Origin of the sequence: Streptomyces sp. NPDC058274, from assembly GCF_042881375.1 — a bacterium.
GTDB lineage: Bacteria > Actinomycetota > Actinomycetes > Streptomycetales > Streptomycetaceae > Streptomyces.
The window spans coordinates 494,517-510,742 of the sequence record NZ_JBHVXW010000002.1 but is presented as its reverse complement, the minus strand read 5'-3'; the positions used below and the strand labels follow the sequence as shown (position 1 = coordinate 510,742).

Here is a 16,226-nt window from a genome sequence, read left to right as displayed (position 1 = left end):
GCGGGATTCCCTACTTCTCTTGGATGAGCCACTGGATCTGCTTTCCTGCGGTGATGCCCTGTGGATCGTGCCGATGGAGCAGTTCCGCCGAGAACACCGAGGACCGGTCGAACGCGTCACAGGTGTTGTCGACTTCCACCAGATAGACGTCGAGTGCTACGAAAGGGGCAGCCGACGGCGACACCGGAGAAGCCCGCACTTCGTCGAAGTCTTCCCAGGGGGATTCATTGATCAGATGGAGGGTGCGTTCACAGAACGTGCTCCGCAGGGTTTCGTCCGCCGAGCCGAAGAACATCTTGTTGAGGATCGAGACGACCCTGAAGAACTCCACGGGAAGGAGGCACCACGGATCGGTGGGTCCCATGGCGTTGCCGTCCGCGTCATGGAGGACGACCCGGAACTGGTGCCACCGGTCCGGCAAGTCGTAGTTGAACATGTTGTACGCGCAGAAGGGCCAGGTGTTCCGGTTCCGGAACGTGTGCCAGAACTGGACGGCGAGATAGCCGGCCGCCCCTGAGATGACGGCCCGCGAACGGAACTTGGAATGCATGCTTGTCTCCAGCCCGGCGGCCGGGGTGCGAGCGATGTGTGCACCCACACCCCGGCCGGCCACTGACGGCCGCGCGGATCAGGAGTCGCGCAGCTGGGCGACGGCCGCCCCGACACCGTCGACGGGCACCTGCTGCTCGGCCCCGGAGGCCATGTCCCGCACCACGGCCTGGTCCGCGCCCCGGATCGAGGCGAGGTAGCCCACCTCGGCTTCCTCGGCGATGCTCCGCGCCTTGTCCTCGCTCACGGGGTCGAAGACCGCCTGCACCGACAGCTCCGCGCCCCGCAACTCCCGTACGGACCGCAGGACGTTCTGTGCGTCACCGCCTTCGTGCCGTACGACGGTGATGGCGTCCTGCCGCAGACCCCGCTGCTGGCGCACGCCGTCCTCGCGCAGCAGCCCCATGAGCCGGGCGAGCCCGACGGACATGCCCACGCCCGGGTAGCTGCTTCCGTTGACGTGCTTCAGCAGGTCCTCGTAGCGGCCGCCGGCGCCGATCGCCCCCCAGTGCTCGCGTCCGGTCGCGAACGTCTCGAAGACCGTGCCCGTGTAGTAGTCGTGCCCGCGGGTGATCGAGAAGTCCAGGATCAGGTGGTTCTCCGGCATACCGAGGTCGTCGGCGGCACGCAGCACCGTGTCCAGCTCCTCGACGCCCGTCAGGTCCGCACCCCTGAGCTTGAGCAGGTCCCGGGCCTCCGACAGGGTCGGCGACTCGACCAGCCGGCCGAGGTCCGCGGCGACGTGCTCGGGTATGCCGGACGCCACCAGCTGGCTCACGGTCTCCTCGACGGGCTGCCGGTTGCCCTTGTCGAGGATCTGCACGATCGACCGCGCCCGGTGCACCCGCACTCCGTGGCTGTCCAGCAGCGCGGCCAGCACCTTGCGGTTCGAGATGCGCACCGTGAAGCCGGCCACTCCGATGTTCTGGAAGGCACCGACCAGCGCGTTCGCGATCTCCGCGTCGTAGAGCAGGCTGAGTTCGCCGTCTCCGATGACGTCCACGTCGCACTGGTAGAACTCCCGCCAGTGGGTGGCGGTGGGCATCTGCTCCGCACGCCAGACCTTGTTGATCTGGTAGCAGTGCAGCGGGAAGGAGAGCTTGCTGGAGTGCTCGGCGATGAAGCGCGAGACGGGGACCGTCAGGTCGTAGCGCAGGGCGAGATTCGCGCCCGTGTACGACTCCGGCGGCTCCTGCACGGTGAAGGCGAACTCGGGAATGCCGCCGTCGAGGTACTGGGCACCGCCGGCCACCAGCACCTCCTGGCGCTGGACGCAGGCCGAGTCGAGCGGCCGGAATCCCCTCGCCTCGAACCCTCTGCCGATCGTGCGGATGACGCCCTGCTCGAACATCACGTCGGCGGGCAGGGATTCGGGGAACCCGGGCATGGAGATGTCGAGTTGCCTGGCTGCGACCTCTTCACGACCAGGTGTTGCGATGCTCATGGATTGATCCAATCTCGTGTGAGGGACAGCACGGCCGGCCTGTCCCGTGTACGGCTGTTCCGCGGAGAGCCGGGTCCAGCCCTTGCCACGAGGGCTGTACCTGCCCATCAGCCGGCTGGGCCGAGGAGCGTCAGCCGGGGCGGGGCCTCCCCCGCGCAGTGCAGTCGTGCCCGGCCGCCGACCGGCACGGTGAGCATGGGCGTCGAGTGCCCGAGGGCGTAGCCGGCCGCGACCGGGAGGTGAGCGGGCACGATGTCGCGCAGCACCTCGTCGAAGTCGGTGAAACCGCTCAGACATGCCTGAGCTCTGCCGATCCGGCCCACGATCACGCCCACCGACCGGTCGAAGACACCGGCGAGCCGCAGCTGGCGCAGCCGGGCCGCGAACTCGTCCGGCGCGAGGCCCTCGCCCTCGACGAAGACCAGACTGTCCTCGGGCTGGTCCGCGAAAGGGGTTCCGAGGACGAGCGACAGAACGGCCAGGGACCCGCCCCAGAGGGTCCCCTCGACCTCGGCAGAACCACCGCGCACGGTCCGGACCCGCTCACCGCCGTCGCGGGGCGAGCGGGGCCGGTCGTCCGCCTTGTCCCACCAGAGCATCTCGTCCGACCACGTGGCGGGTTCGGTGACCGGGTGCTCCGTCCAGGGACCTGCCAGGCCCGTGACGGCACGGAACTCGCTCCGGGTGTAGTCCCAGGGCCCGGCCGCCTCACCCCATTCGGACACCACCATCGGGCCGTGGAAGGACACCAGGTCCGACCTGCGCGAGGCGGCGTTGAGCAAGGAGGCGATGTCGCTGTAGCCGATCAGCGGCTTGGCGGCCTCACCGATCAACTGCCAGTCCAGGTGCGGCAGCACGTTGATCAGGGTCCAGCCCCCGACCGCGGCGACGATCCCGTCGCACTCCGGGTCGAGCAGGGCCTGGTGCAACTCCGCTGCCAGCGCCGCGGGTTGCAGGGTCGACACCCCGTGGGCGGCGGCGCAGGAAGGCATCGGGCGCACCGTGAACCCGTCGTCCTGAAGAGCCTGGATGCCCCGGGCGAACCGCTTGGGGAAGGCGACGGGCGCCGGCGAACTCGGCGCCCACACCGCGAGGGTTGCGCCCTCGGCCAGGGGGGACGGCCACGTGGTCATGATGCTTCCTTACAGAGCGGTGGAGGTGAACAGCTCGGGCTCGACGTCCGCCGGCTCCTTGCGCAGGAGCAGGGTGGTGAAGCCCATCTGGCTGAGGTTCACGCGGAAGAGCTGCATGTGTTCGCGGTAACGCTTCTCGAGCAGCTCGCCGGCGTCGGAGGGCAGCTCGGCGAGGTGCGGCCGGCGGAGGATGTCGTCCACGAAGCGGTCGACCTCGTCCACCGGGACGTTGTCGAACCGGTAGTCCTGGCGCCAGTACTCGTGCCGTTCGGCCCCGACGAAGAAGTCGATCCAGAAGTCGCGGTAGAGCGGGGTGATGTCCACCTGGATGGCGGCCGACACGTCGGCGATCAGCTGCTCGGAGGGCGTGTCGATGTAGTACATGGGGATCGCGCCGATGAACCCGCCGGGCTTGAGGACCCGGGTGTACTCGGTCAGGGCCTTGTCGCGGTCCGGGATGAGAGAGGTGACGTTCCCGCAGAACACCATGTCGAACTGCCCGGACGGGTAGCCGGTGTCGGTGGCGTCGTTGCGCTCGAAGGTGATGAGGTGGGAGACGCCCGCCTCGTCGGCGCGCCGGCGGGCCTCGACCAGGCTCTCCTCGTTGATGTCGATCGCCGTGATGCGGCAGCCCACGAGCTTGGCCAGCTCGACGGCGGTGATGCCGGTGCTGGTGCCGATCTCGAGAACGTGCGAGTCCTTCGTGAGGAATCCGTTCTGCGCGATCTGGGCGATGCTGCGGATGCCGCCCGGCGGACGGTTGGTCTCGCGGACCACGCCGATGAGCTGGTTGTAGTCCATCTTCTCGATCTCGCCCACACTGAACATGTGCGTTGTCTCCCTGTTGTCGGGGTTATCGGGGTTATCGGGGTTATCGGGCCATAGCCCGTACTGGGCTGTGGAATTCGGTTGGGCTCTCCTCGCGGCCGATGGCCGTGAGCGTCTGGGGGGCCTGTGACGCGTTGCCACGGCCGCGTCAGCCGGCGGGTTCGACCTCGACCCTCAGCTCCAGCGAGACGCGCCGCACCAGCGCCTCGTACTCCTCGCGCGTCTTTGCGCCCAGGACCACGAAGGCGCACCATTCGGAGGGATGCGCGTGGTCGACGCTGTCGCCGACCGTCCGGAGCTGCTGCGCCCGCAGCACGCCCTCGACCGCGAGCATCTCCTTCTCGCTGGGGATGGCCGTGATCCGTCCCGGGCCCGCGGGGCGCAGGTGCAGTCCCCCGAGATAGGGCTTGCTCGGCCGGAGTTCGGGGATCTCGCCGGTGACGACGCCCTGGGCGATGGCCTGGTGGATCTCGTGTCCGAGGCACTCGCTGATCACGGCGCCGATCCAGGCGCCCGCCATGCGCGAAGCGATCTCGGAGAAGACCAGTTCGCCGTCGGGCCGCTCGAAGACCTCGAGGTGGGTGGCGCCTTCGGTGATGCCCAGCGCGTGATTGACCTTGTGATGCAGGTCGGTCACCCGGCGGTACAGCTCCGGCGCCTCGTTCTCGTTGACGACGTAACTGCCGTCGAGAGACGTCTCGTTGGCGTCTGTGCCGGGATCCGCGTCCAGCACCGACATGCGCGGCCGGTAGTAGGCGCTGACGATCAGGTACAGGGGACGGCCGTCGTGCCACAGGGCGTCCACGTGATACTCACGCCCCGAGACGAACTCCTCGGCGGTCAGCTGGTGCGACTTCAGGTGAGGGTCGGGGACGATCTCCTGGAGCATCGGATACAGGTCGTCCGGATCCTCGACCTTGAGCGTCCCGATGGCACCGGATCCGGCCACCGGCTTGACCACGATCGGAAAGGTCAGCCGCTCACGCACGGCGGCGACGTCGTCCTCGCGCGAGGGGTCCGCCAGCGTGATCCAGTCGGCGGTCGGGACCTCCGCGCGGCGGACGCGCTCCTTCATCAACCGCTTGTCGCGGAAGGCGACATGCTGCATCGGATCCTCGGTCAGGCCGAGCAGCACCCCGAGGTAGCCGGCGCCGAACTGGCTGAATTCGGTGAAGCTCACTATGTGGTCGATGGACGCCCCGCGCAGGACGAGGTCCGAGGCCACGGCCGACATTTCCTCGAGCGAGTCGAAGTCCTTGATCCGGTACACCCGTTCGGCCCGGGCCAGCAGTTCCCAGTCGGGGTCCATGTAAGCGGTGTCGAATTCGTCAAGGACGACGAACACATGAGGCGTGAGGTCCAGCATGGACCGGGTCAGCTGCGCACTCCACTTGCAGACGACGACCTGCGGTGGGTCGGCGGGAGAATTCATGGGAACCTGCCTGGAAAAGGTGTCGGACCGGAAAGAAACGGGCTCGGTGGAATTACACGACCTTGAAGGAGAACTCCGTGTGGACACGGTCGGCGGCCGTACGTACCGCGGACTCGCTGTCGCCACTGATCAGGAACGCCGCGAAGAAGTTCTCGTTGTCGAGCGAGGTGACCTGGAAGTCGTCCCACAGATATCCGTCCACCACGCCGGGGATCTTCTTCATCTGTTCCAGGGGGGTGGCATCGGTGACCGCACCCTTCTGCCGGGGTTCGACATTGACGAGGCCGATCACTTCGTCATTCCGCACCGCCGTGCGCAGGTGTTCCAGATCCTCTTCCCCCAGGGCCATGAGAATCATCGCCTCGACGGAATCGATGCCGCAGGTGCGCGTTATCGCGGCGGGATGCATACCGCCGGCGACCCGGGGGTTTATCTCGATCAGCTCCGCGGTGCCGTCCTCGCGCACCCGGGCCTCGACATGCAGCCATCCCCTGGCGAGACCGAGATCAGTGCACAGTGCGCTGATTTTCCGCACCATGGACTCGGCTCCGGCCCGTACCCGGGAGTCGAGAAGCGGGGAGAGCAGTACGCCGGTGTCGTGGTTGCGCTCCTCGTCGCGCCCGCGCTTCTCGACGTAGAACAAGCCCCGGAAGTCACCGTCGATGACGGGTCCGTCGACTGATATCTCGACACCGCCGATGTGCTCCTCGACGATGACCTCGAAGTCGGGTCCGGCGTGCCGGCTGATGTCCCGCAGATGCTCACGGAGTTGTTCCCCGGTGTCGGCCCGCCGGACCAGCCGCGAGGAACCGGAGTCGACACTCGGCTTCACGATCACCGGGTACGCCGGGACCGCCTCGGTCCGGTACGAGCCGGCCGGCCCACTGTCGAACCAGAGCGACGACAGTCCCAGCCGGCGCATCTCGGCCCGTACCCGGGCCTTGCTGACGAGTACCTCGCGTGCGGCCTCACCGCCCGGAAGTCCGTAGTGCCGGGCGATGCGCGCCTGCCACTGAACCAGCGGATCCACGAGGTTGACCACGCCCGTCGGAACCACACCGGCCGCGTCGATGGCCGCCGGCGCCTGGTCCGGCGCCGCCCCGTCCCAGTCGACCACGACGTGCGCGTCGCACGCGTCGCGATTCCTGTCGTCGTGGTTCTCCGAGACGAGAACCGGCCGCTTGCCCAGCGCCTTGAGCAGTTCCGCCACGTGACGGACGCCTCCGACCGACCTCTTCGAGAGGACGAGCACGTCTTGGGAATCTGGCATCAGGAAGTTCCTCTGCTTGAGTCGGTTACTTCTCGGCCGGGCTGTCGGCGGAGCGTCCGGCGGGAACGGGGGCCTGCTCCTTGGCCGGGCCGTCCGCCATCCCGCCGCGGGACGTGGTCCACCAGCACGCGATTCCGCATCCGACCGCGGCGAGGCCACCGATCAGCATGATGCTGCGCACGCTGGTGACCTGAGTGAGTCCGCCGGCGGTGAGCGCCGCGATCACGGCGGCTCCGTAGCTCGCGGCCTGCGAAGTGGCGTAGACGCGTCCGATGAGCGAATTCGGTGTCACCCGCTGCAGGTACGAGGCCACGGCCACGTTGTAGACGAAGGTGGCGATGCCGATGGCGAAGAAGGAGGCGAGGGCCGACCAGAACCCCTGAGCGAGGCCGAAACCCGCGCGGGAGGCGCCGATGGCGACCAGCGCCCACACCATGGTCGGGCTCGTCCCGAGCCGCGCGACGATGTGCGGCGCGGCCCATCCGCCCAGTGCGCTGCCGACAGCCGCCGAAGTGAACAGCAGGGCGTACTGCTCGTCCCCGAGACCGAGGTCCTCCTTGGCGTACACCACGAGCAGGGCCGAGCCGGCGAGCAGTACGAAGTTCAGTACGGCCGAGGTGAGCGTGATGGCGCGCAGGAGCGGCGTGTGCCAGATCGCCGCGAACCCCTCTTTGAGATCGCGTCCGATGACGGAGATCCCTGAGCGCGCCTTCTGCGTCCGCGTACCCGCCGCGACACCCGCGCCGGGTCCGGGCGAGGGCGCCGGGCCGCGGAGCAGGAGGATCAGGATCGTGGCCCCGGCAAAGGTCGCTCCATTGACGAAGAACGGCAGGCTGGCGGACACCCCGATCAGGAATCCGGCAACCGGTGACCCCAGGACGTCCTGGGAGACCATGCGAGCGATGAAGATCCGCGAGTTGCCTTTTTCCAGAAGATGTTCCGGCAGCAACTCGGACATGAGCGGCGGTGCCGCGCTGTCCACGAACACCTCGAAGACCGGGAGCAGAATGGCCAGCGCGTAGATGTAGGAGAGTTCGATCTTGCCTGCGTGGACCAGGCAGGCGAACACGAGTATGGGGATCGTTCGCAGGGCGTTGGCGATCGCGATCACCCGCCGCCGGTCGAAACGGTCCACTGCCACGCCGGCCAGCGGACCGAGAAGAAGTCCGGGCAATGAGGCGAAGACGGCGACCAAGGTGATGTCGACCGGATTGTCACTGACGGAGTAGGCGAGCAGGGGCAGGGCTACCAGACGCATCCCGTCGCCCAGATTGGCGACGGTGGACGAGGACCAGAGAAACCAGAACCGTTTACCCAGTCCGGCCGCCATCTGTAACTCCCGATTCTGATTCCTGATATGCCGTGACGGGTTTCCATGGATCCGTTACCACCATCCACTGATGAGCTGCTCCATTAATCCCCCTTTCCATGAACACGGATGTGCGATGCGACCAGGTGCTCGATCGCTTGGTGTTGAAATCATTTCTCGGAATAGGGGTCCCGGTCCAGCGTTTGCCGCTTCGTCCCATCGCCTTGGCGTGAGGCGGACAGAAGGGACGTTCGTATCAGGATGTGAGACGCCGGTGCCCCCACCTGTGCTTCAGCCGGGACATCAGGTCCAGGCGACCGCGCGGGGGGCGATTCCCCCGGGCGTCACTGTCAGTGCAAGGCGTCCCCGGGGTACGGCGATCGCGAGGTAAGTTGAATCCTCAATCGTCCCTTAAAGATTTCTTGCAGGTCGTGTACTCTCGCCGAGTCGGCGGCCGGGCGCGCACACACCCCTGGCCGCAGATAATCCGGTCGCGCCCACAGGCGGCATCGCACGGATGGGCCCCTGTCAGTTGGCTGTGAATTCGGATTGTTCACGACAAAGCAGGAACTGAATATTGGCCGAATTACGGGGGATAGAATCGTGAGGACGGGGAGCGATTCCATAGATGTGCTGGCACAGATGCTCTACAGCACGGCACAGGACCGATGTTCCTGGGATCCAGAGGATGTCGCGGAGGAAATGACCTGCTCGCCCCTGGAGGCAGAGCAGGCAGTCGAGTGCCTGAAGCAGATGAACCTGCTGATACCGGCTCCGCTGCACCCATCCGGCTACCAGGCTGTACGACCCAGCAGTGCCCTCTCCCGGCTCATGTCGATGGAACGCGAGCTGACCGAGGGATGGATGCAGGAGCGGGCACACCGACAGGAGCAGATCCTGTCCCTGTTGAGAGACTTCCCGCTCAACACCGGCCCGAGGTCCGACGCGACCATCGATGTGCTGCCGAACGGGCCGGCGGTCAACGACTTCATCGAAGAGCACACGCTGGAGGCCCGCCTGCAGGAACAGGCCATGCATCCTGGCGGCATTCCACCCGTGGAGCTGGTCGACGAGATGATCCACCGGGACATCGCGGCGCTGAAGCGGGGCGTGCGTCTGGAGGCCATCTACGCGCACCACCTGGTCGGAGTGCCTCATCTCCACGAATATCTGACCGAGGTGACCCATCACGGTGCTGACGTACGTGTCGCCCCCGCGGTGCCGCTGCGCATGATCATCATCGATGACGACCTGGCCATCCTCCCCATGGACCCACGGGACACCACGCGGGGAGCGTTCGCCATCCGCAGCCGTCAGGTCATCGGGGTACTGCAAGCCGTCTTCCGTTTCCACTGGGCCTGCGCCGCACCCCTGGAGACGGTGTCCGAGCAGTACGAGGTCAGTCAACTGCTGTCCCCGTCCGAGAAGATGGTCATCCACATGATGGCGATGGGCGCGAAGGACGAGGCGATCGCCCGTCAACTCGGCATCTCCACCCGCACATTGAGCCGGAAGATCTCGCAGATGCTGGACCGGCTGAGCGTGCAGACGCGTTTCCAGGCGGCGGTGAAGCTCGCCCGGGCGGGAGTGCTGAACCCCGCGGGCTCCCCGGTGCGGGGCCTGGCCAGCTGATCAGTTGCGGTCCGCCACCAGCGCGGCGAGACGGTCCAGTCCGGTCTCGATCTGTTCCCGTGACAGCACGCTGTAGGAGAGGCGGAGCTGGTTGAGGCCACCGGTGCCCGCGTAGAAGTGCCGCATGGGGGTCCACAGAACTCCGAAGTGGCGCGCGGAGTACTCCAGCATGGTCTCGTCCGCCTGGAACGGGACGGTCACCACGGTGAACATGCCGCCAATGGGCGTGTTCCACGTGACCGTCCCGTTCTGCTTCCCCTCGCCGAACCGCTCCGCGAGGCCCCGCAGCACATGTCCCAGGTTGGCGCGGTACACGGCTGCCTCCCTGACGGAGGCGCGCTCCGCGCTGCACCCGTTCTCCAGCAGAAAGCCGCCGATCACGGCCTGGGCGACGGTGGAGGTGTTGAGCGTGAGCATGCTCTTCAGCTTGGCCAGCTCGTCGACGAAGCGCGTGGTGCCGCCCGCACCGTCCACCACCGGCTGATCGGCGATCACGTAGCCGATGCGTGCGCCGGCGAACGCGGTCTTGGCGAACGATCCCAGGTACACCACGCGGCCCTCGCGATCCAGGGCCCTGAGGGTCGGCAGGCGTGAGCCGCCCAGACGGAACATCGAGTAGGGGTTGTCCTCCACCAGGAGGATGTCCTCCTGGCGCGCCACGTCCAGCAAGTGTTGCCGGCCGGCCCTGGTCATCGTGGCGCCGCTGGGGTTGGCGAAGTCCGGGACGACGTAGCACGCCCGGGGCCGCAGCCCTTCCCGCCGGGCCCGCCTGATCTGTACGACGAGATCGTCGGCGTCGATGCCCGCCTCGCCTTCACGCACGCCCCGGACCGGCATGCCGACCAGGCGGGCGGCGCCCAGGAAGCCGACGTAGGACGGGAACGAGGTGAGGATGACGTCCCGGGGGTCCCGGCACAGCGCCCGCATGACCAGCACCATCGCCTCTTGGCAACCGGTCGTCACGAGCACGGACTCGGGGTCCACCTGGAGTCCCTCGTCGTTCTCGAGGTGCCTGGCTATCAGCTCGTGGATCACCCCCTTGGTCCGCCCGTACTGGAAGAAGGTGCGGGTGACGTCCTCGTCCTTCAGACCCCGTTCCTCGCGCAGGTAGGTCTCGAAGGTGTTCAGGTATCCGGCCAGCTGACGTGTGTCGTAGAAACCCTCGTAGGGACGGCCCGCCGCGAAGGAGACCGCCTCCGGATGACGCCCGGCGATCTCGTTCAGCAGGGTCATCGAGGACAGCACCGGATCCAGGACGGAGTCGTGGAGTTCGGCCGCGTCGATACGGAGGGCAGGCACCCGGGCGGTGTCCGAGCAGGCAGCGGGATCGGTCTGGCGGGACAGGATGGCCATGGTGATTCCGTCTCCTCGAACGGGCGGTGCCGGGTGCCGCTGATCCAACGGCTCGGTGGGGTCGCATCCCTCGGTCCTGAGACCGTCGGGCCACAACTCCGGCCGGATGCCGGGAGCACACCCCCTGCGGAGGGACCAGCGGACGTCCCCGGCATCCGGGTCCCCATCCTGTGCGCGGCCCCCCGCGCGTTTCCAGATCTTGGGCAGGCCCCTACCCGCCATGTCCGGAATCCGCCACGGCAGACGGTGTCTCAGCTGCTGTCCCAGCTGCCGGAACGCGAGACGCCCGGAGGGGCGGCGGCTGCCGTCCCTCCGGGCGCTGATCCGGTGCGTGCCCGCTCCCTCCCGGCCGCTCCCGGCGTCCGGGAGGTCACCACGGCGCGGGGGTGTCAGGGGCGCTGCCAGACCTCCGGGTCGGCAGCTGTCTGCTCTCCCGTCGCGAGGTCCTTGACCTCGTGCGCACGGTCTTCGGAGAACGGCGGGAACCACACGAAGGGGATGCCCTTGCGCGAGGCGTACCGCACCTGCTTCGCGATCTTGTCGGGCTGGTGATAGAGCTCCACGTTCAGGCCACGACGGCGCAGCCGGTCGGCGACCGCCGTGGCGGCTGCCCGCTGTTCCTGGCCGGGCAGCACCACCAGCACATCGCTCACGGACACCGGCCCCGTGGTGAGCAGCCCCTCCGCCAGCAGCTTGGCGAAGATGCGCGTCAGCCCGATGGACAGGCCGATCCCGGGCAGGTTCCGGCGGATGTAGGACCCCGCCAGGTTCTCGTACCGGCCCCCGGAACAGATGCTGCCGTAGTCCGGCCAGTCGGTGAACTTGCCCTCGTAGACGGTGCCCGTGTAGTAGTCCAGACCGCGTGCGATCGACAGGTCCGCCACCACGCTCCCGCGGGGCAGATCGCTCAGCGAGTCCATCACGAAGGCCAGTTCGTCCAAGCCCTCGGACAGCAGCTCGGAACGGACGCCGGCCGCGGTGATGTCCTCCACCACGGAGGCATCCGTGCCGCGGATACCGGCGAGTTCCATGCACGCCCCGACCTGCCGGTCCGTCAGGCCGGCCTTCTTGGAGAGCAGCTCGCTGACCCCGGAGACGCCGATCTTGTCGATCTTGTCCACCGTCCGGATCACCTCCAGCGGATCCTCGATGCCGAGCCCTTGGTAGAAGCCCTGCAGGACCTTCCGGTTGTTGACGTTGAGGGTCCACGCGGGGAGCTTGAGGTCCGTCATGACGTCGTGGATGATCCGCGGCAGTTCGGCGTCGAAGTGCAGCGGCACCTGATCGATGTTGATGACGTCGATGTCGCACTGGGTGAACTCCCGGAAGCGCCCTTCCTGGGCCCGCTCGCCCCGCCAGACCCGCTGGATCTGGTAGCGCTTGAAGGGGAACACCAACTCGTTGAAGTGCTGCGCCACATAGCGTGCGAACGGGACGGTCAGGTCGAAGTGCAGACCGAGCTTGGCATCCGAACGGTCGTCCGCGTCCTCCTGGAGCCGCCGGAGCGTGTAGACCTCCTGCGAGGTCTCGCCCTTCGCCATCAGCACGTCGAGGGACTCCACCGACGGGGTCTCGACCGAGCAGAAGCCGTACCTCTCGAAGCCCGCACGGACCACGTCGAGCCAATGCTGCTCGACGATCCGTACCTCGGGGAGCCACTCGGGGAAGCCGCTCATTGCCGCGGGTCGGACCAGCTGCTGGTCGGTCATGTGCGCTGCTTTCCTTGATACGGGTACGGATGGGTTCCGAGAGGCCGAGGTGTCAACACCCCGTCAGCGTGCGTCCGTCGCATGGAACCGCATCATCGTACGGGGCGGGCTCACCCCATCTCACAGCCTCATCGGCACGAACTGCGGTTCCGCGCAGCCGTATGCGCCGGCTCTCTTCCGCTCGGCCGGGCCGGTACGCCCGTTACCGTGGGGAGTCAGGCTTCCGGGTCCGACCGGAGCGGGACGTGAATCGGGGGACTCGCGTGAGCATGCTCCGGCCCGGCGAGCTGATGCGCACGGGAGTGCGGGGGTGGTGGGAGCGGGGGCGGGCGCTGGGGGCGGCCAATCCCCTGGTGGTCGACCTGGGGATCGCGCTGCTGGTCCAGGCGGCGATGACGATGCCGTTCGTGGTGCCGCGCCCGGCCGAGTTCGAGCCGGCGACCTGGCCCGCGTACGGGCTGACGACGCTCACCGTGGTTCCCCTGGTGTGGCGTCGGCGCGCTCCCGTCGCCGTCCTGCTCGCCGTCCTGGCGGCCAGCGCCCTGTACAAGCTGGCCGTGGAGGGGCCCGGGCAGCCGCTGCCGTACACCGGGCTCGTCGTCGTCTACACGATCGCCGCGCTGTCGCCGCCACGCAAACGGCTGGCCACCGGACTGCTGCTGCTGGTCGCCGTGCCGGGGGCGGTGTGGCTCAACACCCGCACGGCGCGCGAACTGTCTTTCTCCTTCTTCGTGTTGGTCGCCGCCTATGTCTTCGGGCGGCTGACCGACACCCGGCAGCGGGCGAACCGGGTCGAGGCCGAGCGGGCCGCCGCGCGCGAACGGGCCCGGATCGCACGGGAGATGCACGACATCCTCTCCCACGCGGTGAGCCTGATGATCGTGCAGGCGGAGGCCGGTCCGGTGGCGGTGCGGACGGCACCGGAGCGGGCGGAGGCCGCCTTCGACGCGATCTCCGAGACGGGCCGGGACGCCATGGCACAGCTGCGCCGGATGCTGGGGGTCCTGCGCGAGGGCGACGAGCCGCCGGCCTCCCCGCGCGAGCCGCAGCCGGGGCTCGGGGATCTGCCCGATCTCCTCGACCGGATACGGGCCAGTGGTCTCGATGTCGTGTACGGGACGGCGGGGAGCGCGCGGACGCTGCCGGAGGCCACCGGCGCGACCGTCTTCCGGATCGTGCAGGAGGCACTGACGAACACGGTCAAGCACGCGTCCGCCCGCTCCGTGTGCGTGCAACTCACCTATGGGGATCGCGACTTGTGCGTTGACGTGACGGACGACGGACGCGGTCCGCAGCCCGGTTCCGGCGGTGGCCACGGGCTCGTCGGGGTCCGTGAGCGGGCGGCGGCGCAGGGTGGCACGGCGGTCACCGGGCCGGGCCCGGACGGCCGGGGCTTCGAGGTGCGGGTCCGTATCCCCGCAGCGTCCACGATCCCCGTACCGCCCGCGGTCCCCGCACCGTCCACGACCTCCGTACCGTCCGCGGCGGAGGGGGCGCGGTGACGATCCGGGTGGTGGTGGCCGACGACCAGGAGCTGGTGCGCAGCGGCTTCGCGATGATCCTGGACGGACAGTCGGACATCGAGGTGGTCGCGGAGGCGGGTGACGGGGCGGAGGCGGTCGAGGCCGTGCGGCGGCACGGACCCGATGTGGCCCTGCTCGACATCCGGATGCCCCGCATGGACGGCATCCAGGCCTGCCGCGCGATCAGTACGGCGAGCGGCTGCCGGACGGTGATCCTGACGACCTTCGACTCCGACGAGTACGTGTACGAGGCGCTGCACGCGGGCGCGAGCGGCTTCCTGCTGAAGGATGTCCGCCGGGACGATCTGGTGCACGCCGTACGGGTGGTGGCGCGGGGCGATTCACTGCTGGCGCCGTCCGTGGCCCGGCGCCTGGTGGAGCAGTACACCCGGCCCGCCGTCCGGCCACGGCGCTCCGATCCCCGGCTGGACGTGCTGACGGGACGCGAGCGGGAGACGCTGCTGCTGGTGGCGCGGGGGATGTCGAACGCCGAGATCGCCGCGGAACTGGTCGTCAGCGACCACACGGTCAAGACGCACGTCGGCAACGTGCTCGCCAAGCTGGGGCTGCGGAACCGGATCCAGGCCGTGATCTGCGCGTACGAGACGGGCCTGATCGCTGCCGGGGATCCCCCGCCCGGGGGATCGTCCGGGCCGGACTCCTCCCCCGCGTCGGCGAGGAACTGACGGAAACCGGCCCCCGGACACCGCCCGCGCGGGGGATCCGCGGCCGGCCGCTGCTCAGAAGGATGGAGCTCACTTGAACAACGGCTCACATCCTCGGAGTTGACCATGAAGAGCACGACCCGCACGCTGCTGGCCGCCGCGCTCGTCCTGGGCGTCGCGGCGGGCCCGGCGGCCCTGCCGGCCGTCGCGTCCACCCGGTCCGCCCCTTCCGGGGTGCTCGCCGCGGACCCCGCCCTGGAGGCGGCCATCGCCGGTCTGCCGTCAGCCGAGGCGACGGCCGCTCTGGTGCGGGTCGGGGGTGCCGAAGGCGTCTACCGGGGCAGCTCGGGCGTGCACGACCTGAAGACCGGGCGGCCGGCCGATCCGGCCGCCCGCTTCCGCGCCGGTTCGGTGACCAAGGTCTTCACGGCGGCGGTCGCGTTGCAGCTGGCCGCCGAGGGCGGACTGGACCTGGACCGCAGTGCCCGCTCGTATCTGCCGGAGCTGATCCCGGCGTCGTACGAGGGCGTCACCGTGCGGCAGTTGCTCAACCACACGCACGGGATCCCGGCCCCCGACTTCCCCGCTGACACGGTCGAGGAGGCGTACGCCGACCGCTTCCGGATCCATGACCCCGAGGAGATGGTCCGCTCCGCGACGGCGAAGCCGCGTGAGTTCGCGCCGGGCGAGCGGCAGCACTACCTCAACATCGGCTACACCATCGCCGGTCTGCTGATCGAGCGCGTCACGGGCGACTCGTACGAGCATCAGGTCGCCCGCCGGATCCTGAAGCCGCTCGGGCTGCGCGACACGTACTATCCGGAGGCGAACCCGCGCATCGTCGGTCCGCACAACCACGGCTACCAGACGATGACGCTGGACGACGGGACGACCGGTCTGCGCGACGTGTCCGTGTGGGGGGCGACGGACGGCTGGGCGGCCGGTGACATCGTCTCGACCACGGCAGACCTCGAACGCTTTACGAAGGCCCTGTTCCAGGGCCGGGTGGTGCGCGGCCCGCTCCTGGAGGAGATGTTCACGCTGCCGAAGGTGACGGACTTCAAGAGCGGCGAGCGGGCCGCGTACTCCGTCGGCCTCTCGATGAAGAAGCTGGGCGGCCTCGAAGTATGGGGCAAGACGGGCGGCCGCTGGGGCTACAACACGGCCATCGCCGCCACCCGCGACGGTTCCAGGACCCTCGTCTACAGCGTCAACTCCACCGACGCCAAGGGCCAGGACATGAACGAGGTGGCGCTGAACATCATGGTGGCGGCGTTCGGCAGGCCATAGGCGACGCCGTGGTGTGGGGCGGCGGGCCTGTCGGCCCCACGGTGAAGGCCCGGGTCGTCGACCCGGGCCTGTCCGTTGTCCGCAGTGAT

13 protein-coding genes are annotated in these 16,226 nt (G+C 68.5%); 4 read left to right on the top strand and 9 right to left on the bottom strand.

Going from position 1 to position 16,226, the window contains the following annotated elements; genetic code table 11:
* Positions 1-10: 10 nt before the first annotated feature.
* The 7 genes from ACFVYF_RS06770 to ACFVYF_RS06740 form a co-directional block, all read right to left on the bottom strand.
* A complete protein-coding gene (locus ACFVYF_RS06770; RefSeq protein WP_389451790.1) occupies positions 11-550 on the bottom strand; it encodes a hypothetical protein in 540 nt (179 codons plus the stop codon).
* Between the two features lie 78 nt (positions 551-628).
* The gene (locus ACFVYF_RS06765) at positions 629-1,993 is read right to left on the bottom strand and encodes an ATP phosphoribosyltransferase regulatory subunit (RefSeq protein WP_389451787.1); all 1,365 of its coding nucleotides are present in this window, start codon (positions 1,991-1,993) and stop codon (positions 629-631) included.
* 107 nt (positions 1,994-2,100) lie between these two features.
* A complete protein-coding gene (locus tag ACFVYF_RS06760) occupies positions 2,101-3,126 on the bottom strand; it encodes an LD-carboxypeptidase (RefSeq protein ID WP_389451784.1) in 1,026 nt (341 codons plus the stop codon).
* A gap of 9 nt (positions 3,127-3,135) precedes the next feature.
* The gene (locus ACFVYF_RS06755) at positions 3,136-3,954 is read right to left on the bottom strand and encodes a class I SAM-dependent methyltransferase (RefSeq protein ID WP_389451781.1); all 819 of its coding nucleotides are present in this window, start codon (positions 3,952-3,954) and stop codon (positions 3,136-3,138) included.
* A 148-nt stretch (positions 3,955-4,102) separates the two neighbouring features.
* The gene (locus tag ACFVYF_RS06750) at positions 4,103-5,386 is read right to left on the bottom strand and encodes an ATP-grasp domain-containing protein (RefSeq protein WP_389451778.1); all 1,284 of its coding nucleotides are present in this window, start codon (positions 5,384-5,386) and stop codon (positions 4,103-4,105) included.
* Between the two features lie 52 nt (positions 5,387-5,438).
* Positions 5,439-6,656: an acetyl-CoA carboxylase biotin carboxylase subunit family protein gene (locus tag ACFVYF_RS06745; protein WP_389451775.1), complete on the bottom strand. Its 1,218-nt coding sequence runs from the start codon at positions 6,654-6,656 to the stop codon at positions 5,439-5,441.
* A 25-nt stretch (positions 6,657-6,681) separates the two neighbouring features.
* Positions 6,682-7,986 (bottom strand): MFS transporter, encoded by a 1,305-nt coding sequence (locus ACFVYF_RS06740; RefSeq protein WP_389451772.1) that lies wholly within the window; start codon positions 7,984-7,986, stop codon positions 6,682-6,684.
* Positions 7,987-8,667: 681 nt separating this feature from the next.
* Here ACFVYF_RS06740 and ACFVYF_RS06735 point away from each other — a divergent pair.
* Positions 8,668-9,597 carry a LuxR C-terminal-related transcriptional regulator gene (locus ACFVYF_RS06735; RefSeq protein ID WP_389451770.1) on the top strand — a complete coding sequence of 310 codons (930 nt, stop codon included), beginning with the start codon at positions 8,668-8,670 and terminating at the stop codon, positions 9,595-9,597.
* On the opposite strand, the gene ACFVYF_RS06730 is transcribed toward ACFVYF_RS06735, so the two are convergent.
* Together ACFVYF_RS06730 and hisS are read right to left on the bottom strand one after the other, a co-directional pair.
* Entirely contained in the window at positions 9,598-10,950 is a 1,353-nt protein-coding gene (locus ACFVYF_RS06730; protein WP_389451767.1) for a PLP-dependent aminotransferase family protein, read from the bottom strand.
* Between the two features lie 389 nt (positions 10,951-11,339).
* The gene (hisS, locus tag ACFVYF_RS06725; protein WP_389451764.1) at positions 11,340-12,659 is read right to left on the bottom strand and encodes a histidine--tRNA ligase; all 1,320 of its coding nucleotides are present in this window, start codon (positions 12,657-12,659) and stop codon (positions 11,340-11,342) included.
* A gap of 269 nt (positions 12,660-12,928) precedes the next feature.
* Between hisS and ACFVYF_RS06720 the strand changes: the two genes are divergently transcribed.
* The 3 genes from ACFVYF_RS06720 to ACFVYF_RS06710 all read left to right on the top strand — a co-directional run bounded on the left by ACFVYF_RS06720 (position 12,929) and on the right by ACFVYF_RS06710 (position 16,137).
* A complete protein-coding gene (locus tag ACFVYF_RS06720; protein ID WP_389452126.1) occupies positions 12,929-14,161 on the top strand; it encodes a sensor histidine kinase in 1,233 nt (410 codons plus the stop codon).
* Positions 14,158-14,868, top strand: a complete 711-nt coding sequence (locus tag ACFVYF_RS06715; protein WP_389451761.1) for a response regulator — start codon at positions 14,158-14,160, stop codon at positions 14,866-14,868. The genes ACFVYF_RS06720 and ACFVYF_RS06715 overlap by 4 nt, the downstream gene beginning before the upstream one ends.
* Positions 14,869-14,973: 105 nt before the next feature.
* Positions 14,974-16,137 carry a serine hydrolase domain-containing protein gene (locus ACFVYF_RS06710; protein ID WP_389451758.1) on the top strand — a complete coding sequence of 388 codons (1,164 nt, stop codon included), beginning with the start codon at positions 14,974-14,976 and terminating at the stop codon, positions 16,135-16,137.
* Positions 16,138-16,226 lie beyond the last annotated feature (89 nt).

Coding starts and splice junctions, on each gene's coding strand:
- ACFVYF_RS06770 (WP_389451790.1), bottom strand. CDS start 550: ATGCATTCCAAGTTCCGTTCGCGGGCCGTCATCTCAGGGGCGGCCGGC.
- ACFVYF_RS06765 (WP_389451787.1), bottom strand. CDS start 1,993: ATGAGCATCGCAACACCTGGTCGTGAAGAGGTCGCAGCCAGGCAACTC.
- ACFVYF_RS06760 (WP_389451784.1), bottom strand. CDS start 3,126: ATGACCACGTGGCCGTCCCCCCTGGCCGAGGGCGCAACCCTCGCGGTG.
- ACFVYF_RS06755 (WP_389451781.1), bottom strand. CDS start 3,954: ATGTTCAGTGTGGGCGAGATCGAGAAGATGGACTACAACCAGCTCATC.
- ACFVYF_RS06750 (WP_389451778.1), bottom strand. CDS start 5,386: ATGAATTCTCCCGCCGACCCACCGCAGGTCGTCGTCTGCAAGTGGAGT.
- ACFVYF_RS06745 (WP_389451775.1), bottom strand. CDS start 6,656: ATGCCAGATTCCCAAGACGTGCTCGTCCTCTCGAAGAGGTCGGTCGGA.
- ACFVYF_RS06740 (WP_389451772.1), bottom strand. CDS start 7,986: ATGGCGGCCGGACTGGGTAAACGGTTCTGGTTTCTCTGGTCCTCGTCC.
- ACFVYF_RS06735 (WP_389451770.1), top strand. CDS start 8,668: ATGACCTGCTCGCCCCTGGAGGCAGAGCAGGCAGTCGAGTGCCTGAAG.
- ACFVYF_RS06730 (WP_389451767.1), bottom strand. CDS start 10,950: ATGGCCATCCTGTCCCGCCAGACCGATCCCGCTGCCTGCTCGGACACC.
- hisS (WP_389451764.1), bottom strand. CDS start 12,659: ATGACCGACCAGCAGCTGGTCCGACCCGCGGCAATGAGCGGCTTCCCC.
- ACFVYF_RS06720 (WP_389452126.1), top strand. CDS start 12,929: ATGCTCCGGCCCGGCGAGCTGATGCGCACGGGAGTGCGGGGGTGGTGG.
- ACFVYF_RS06710 (WP_389451758.1), top strand. CDS start 14,974: ATGAAGAGCACGACCCGCACGCTGCTGGCCGCCGCGCTCGTCCTGGGC.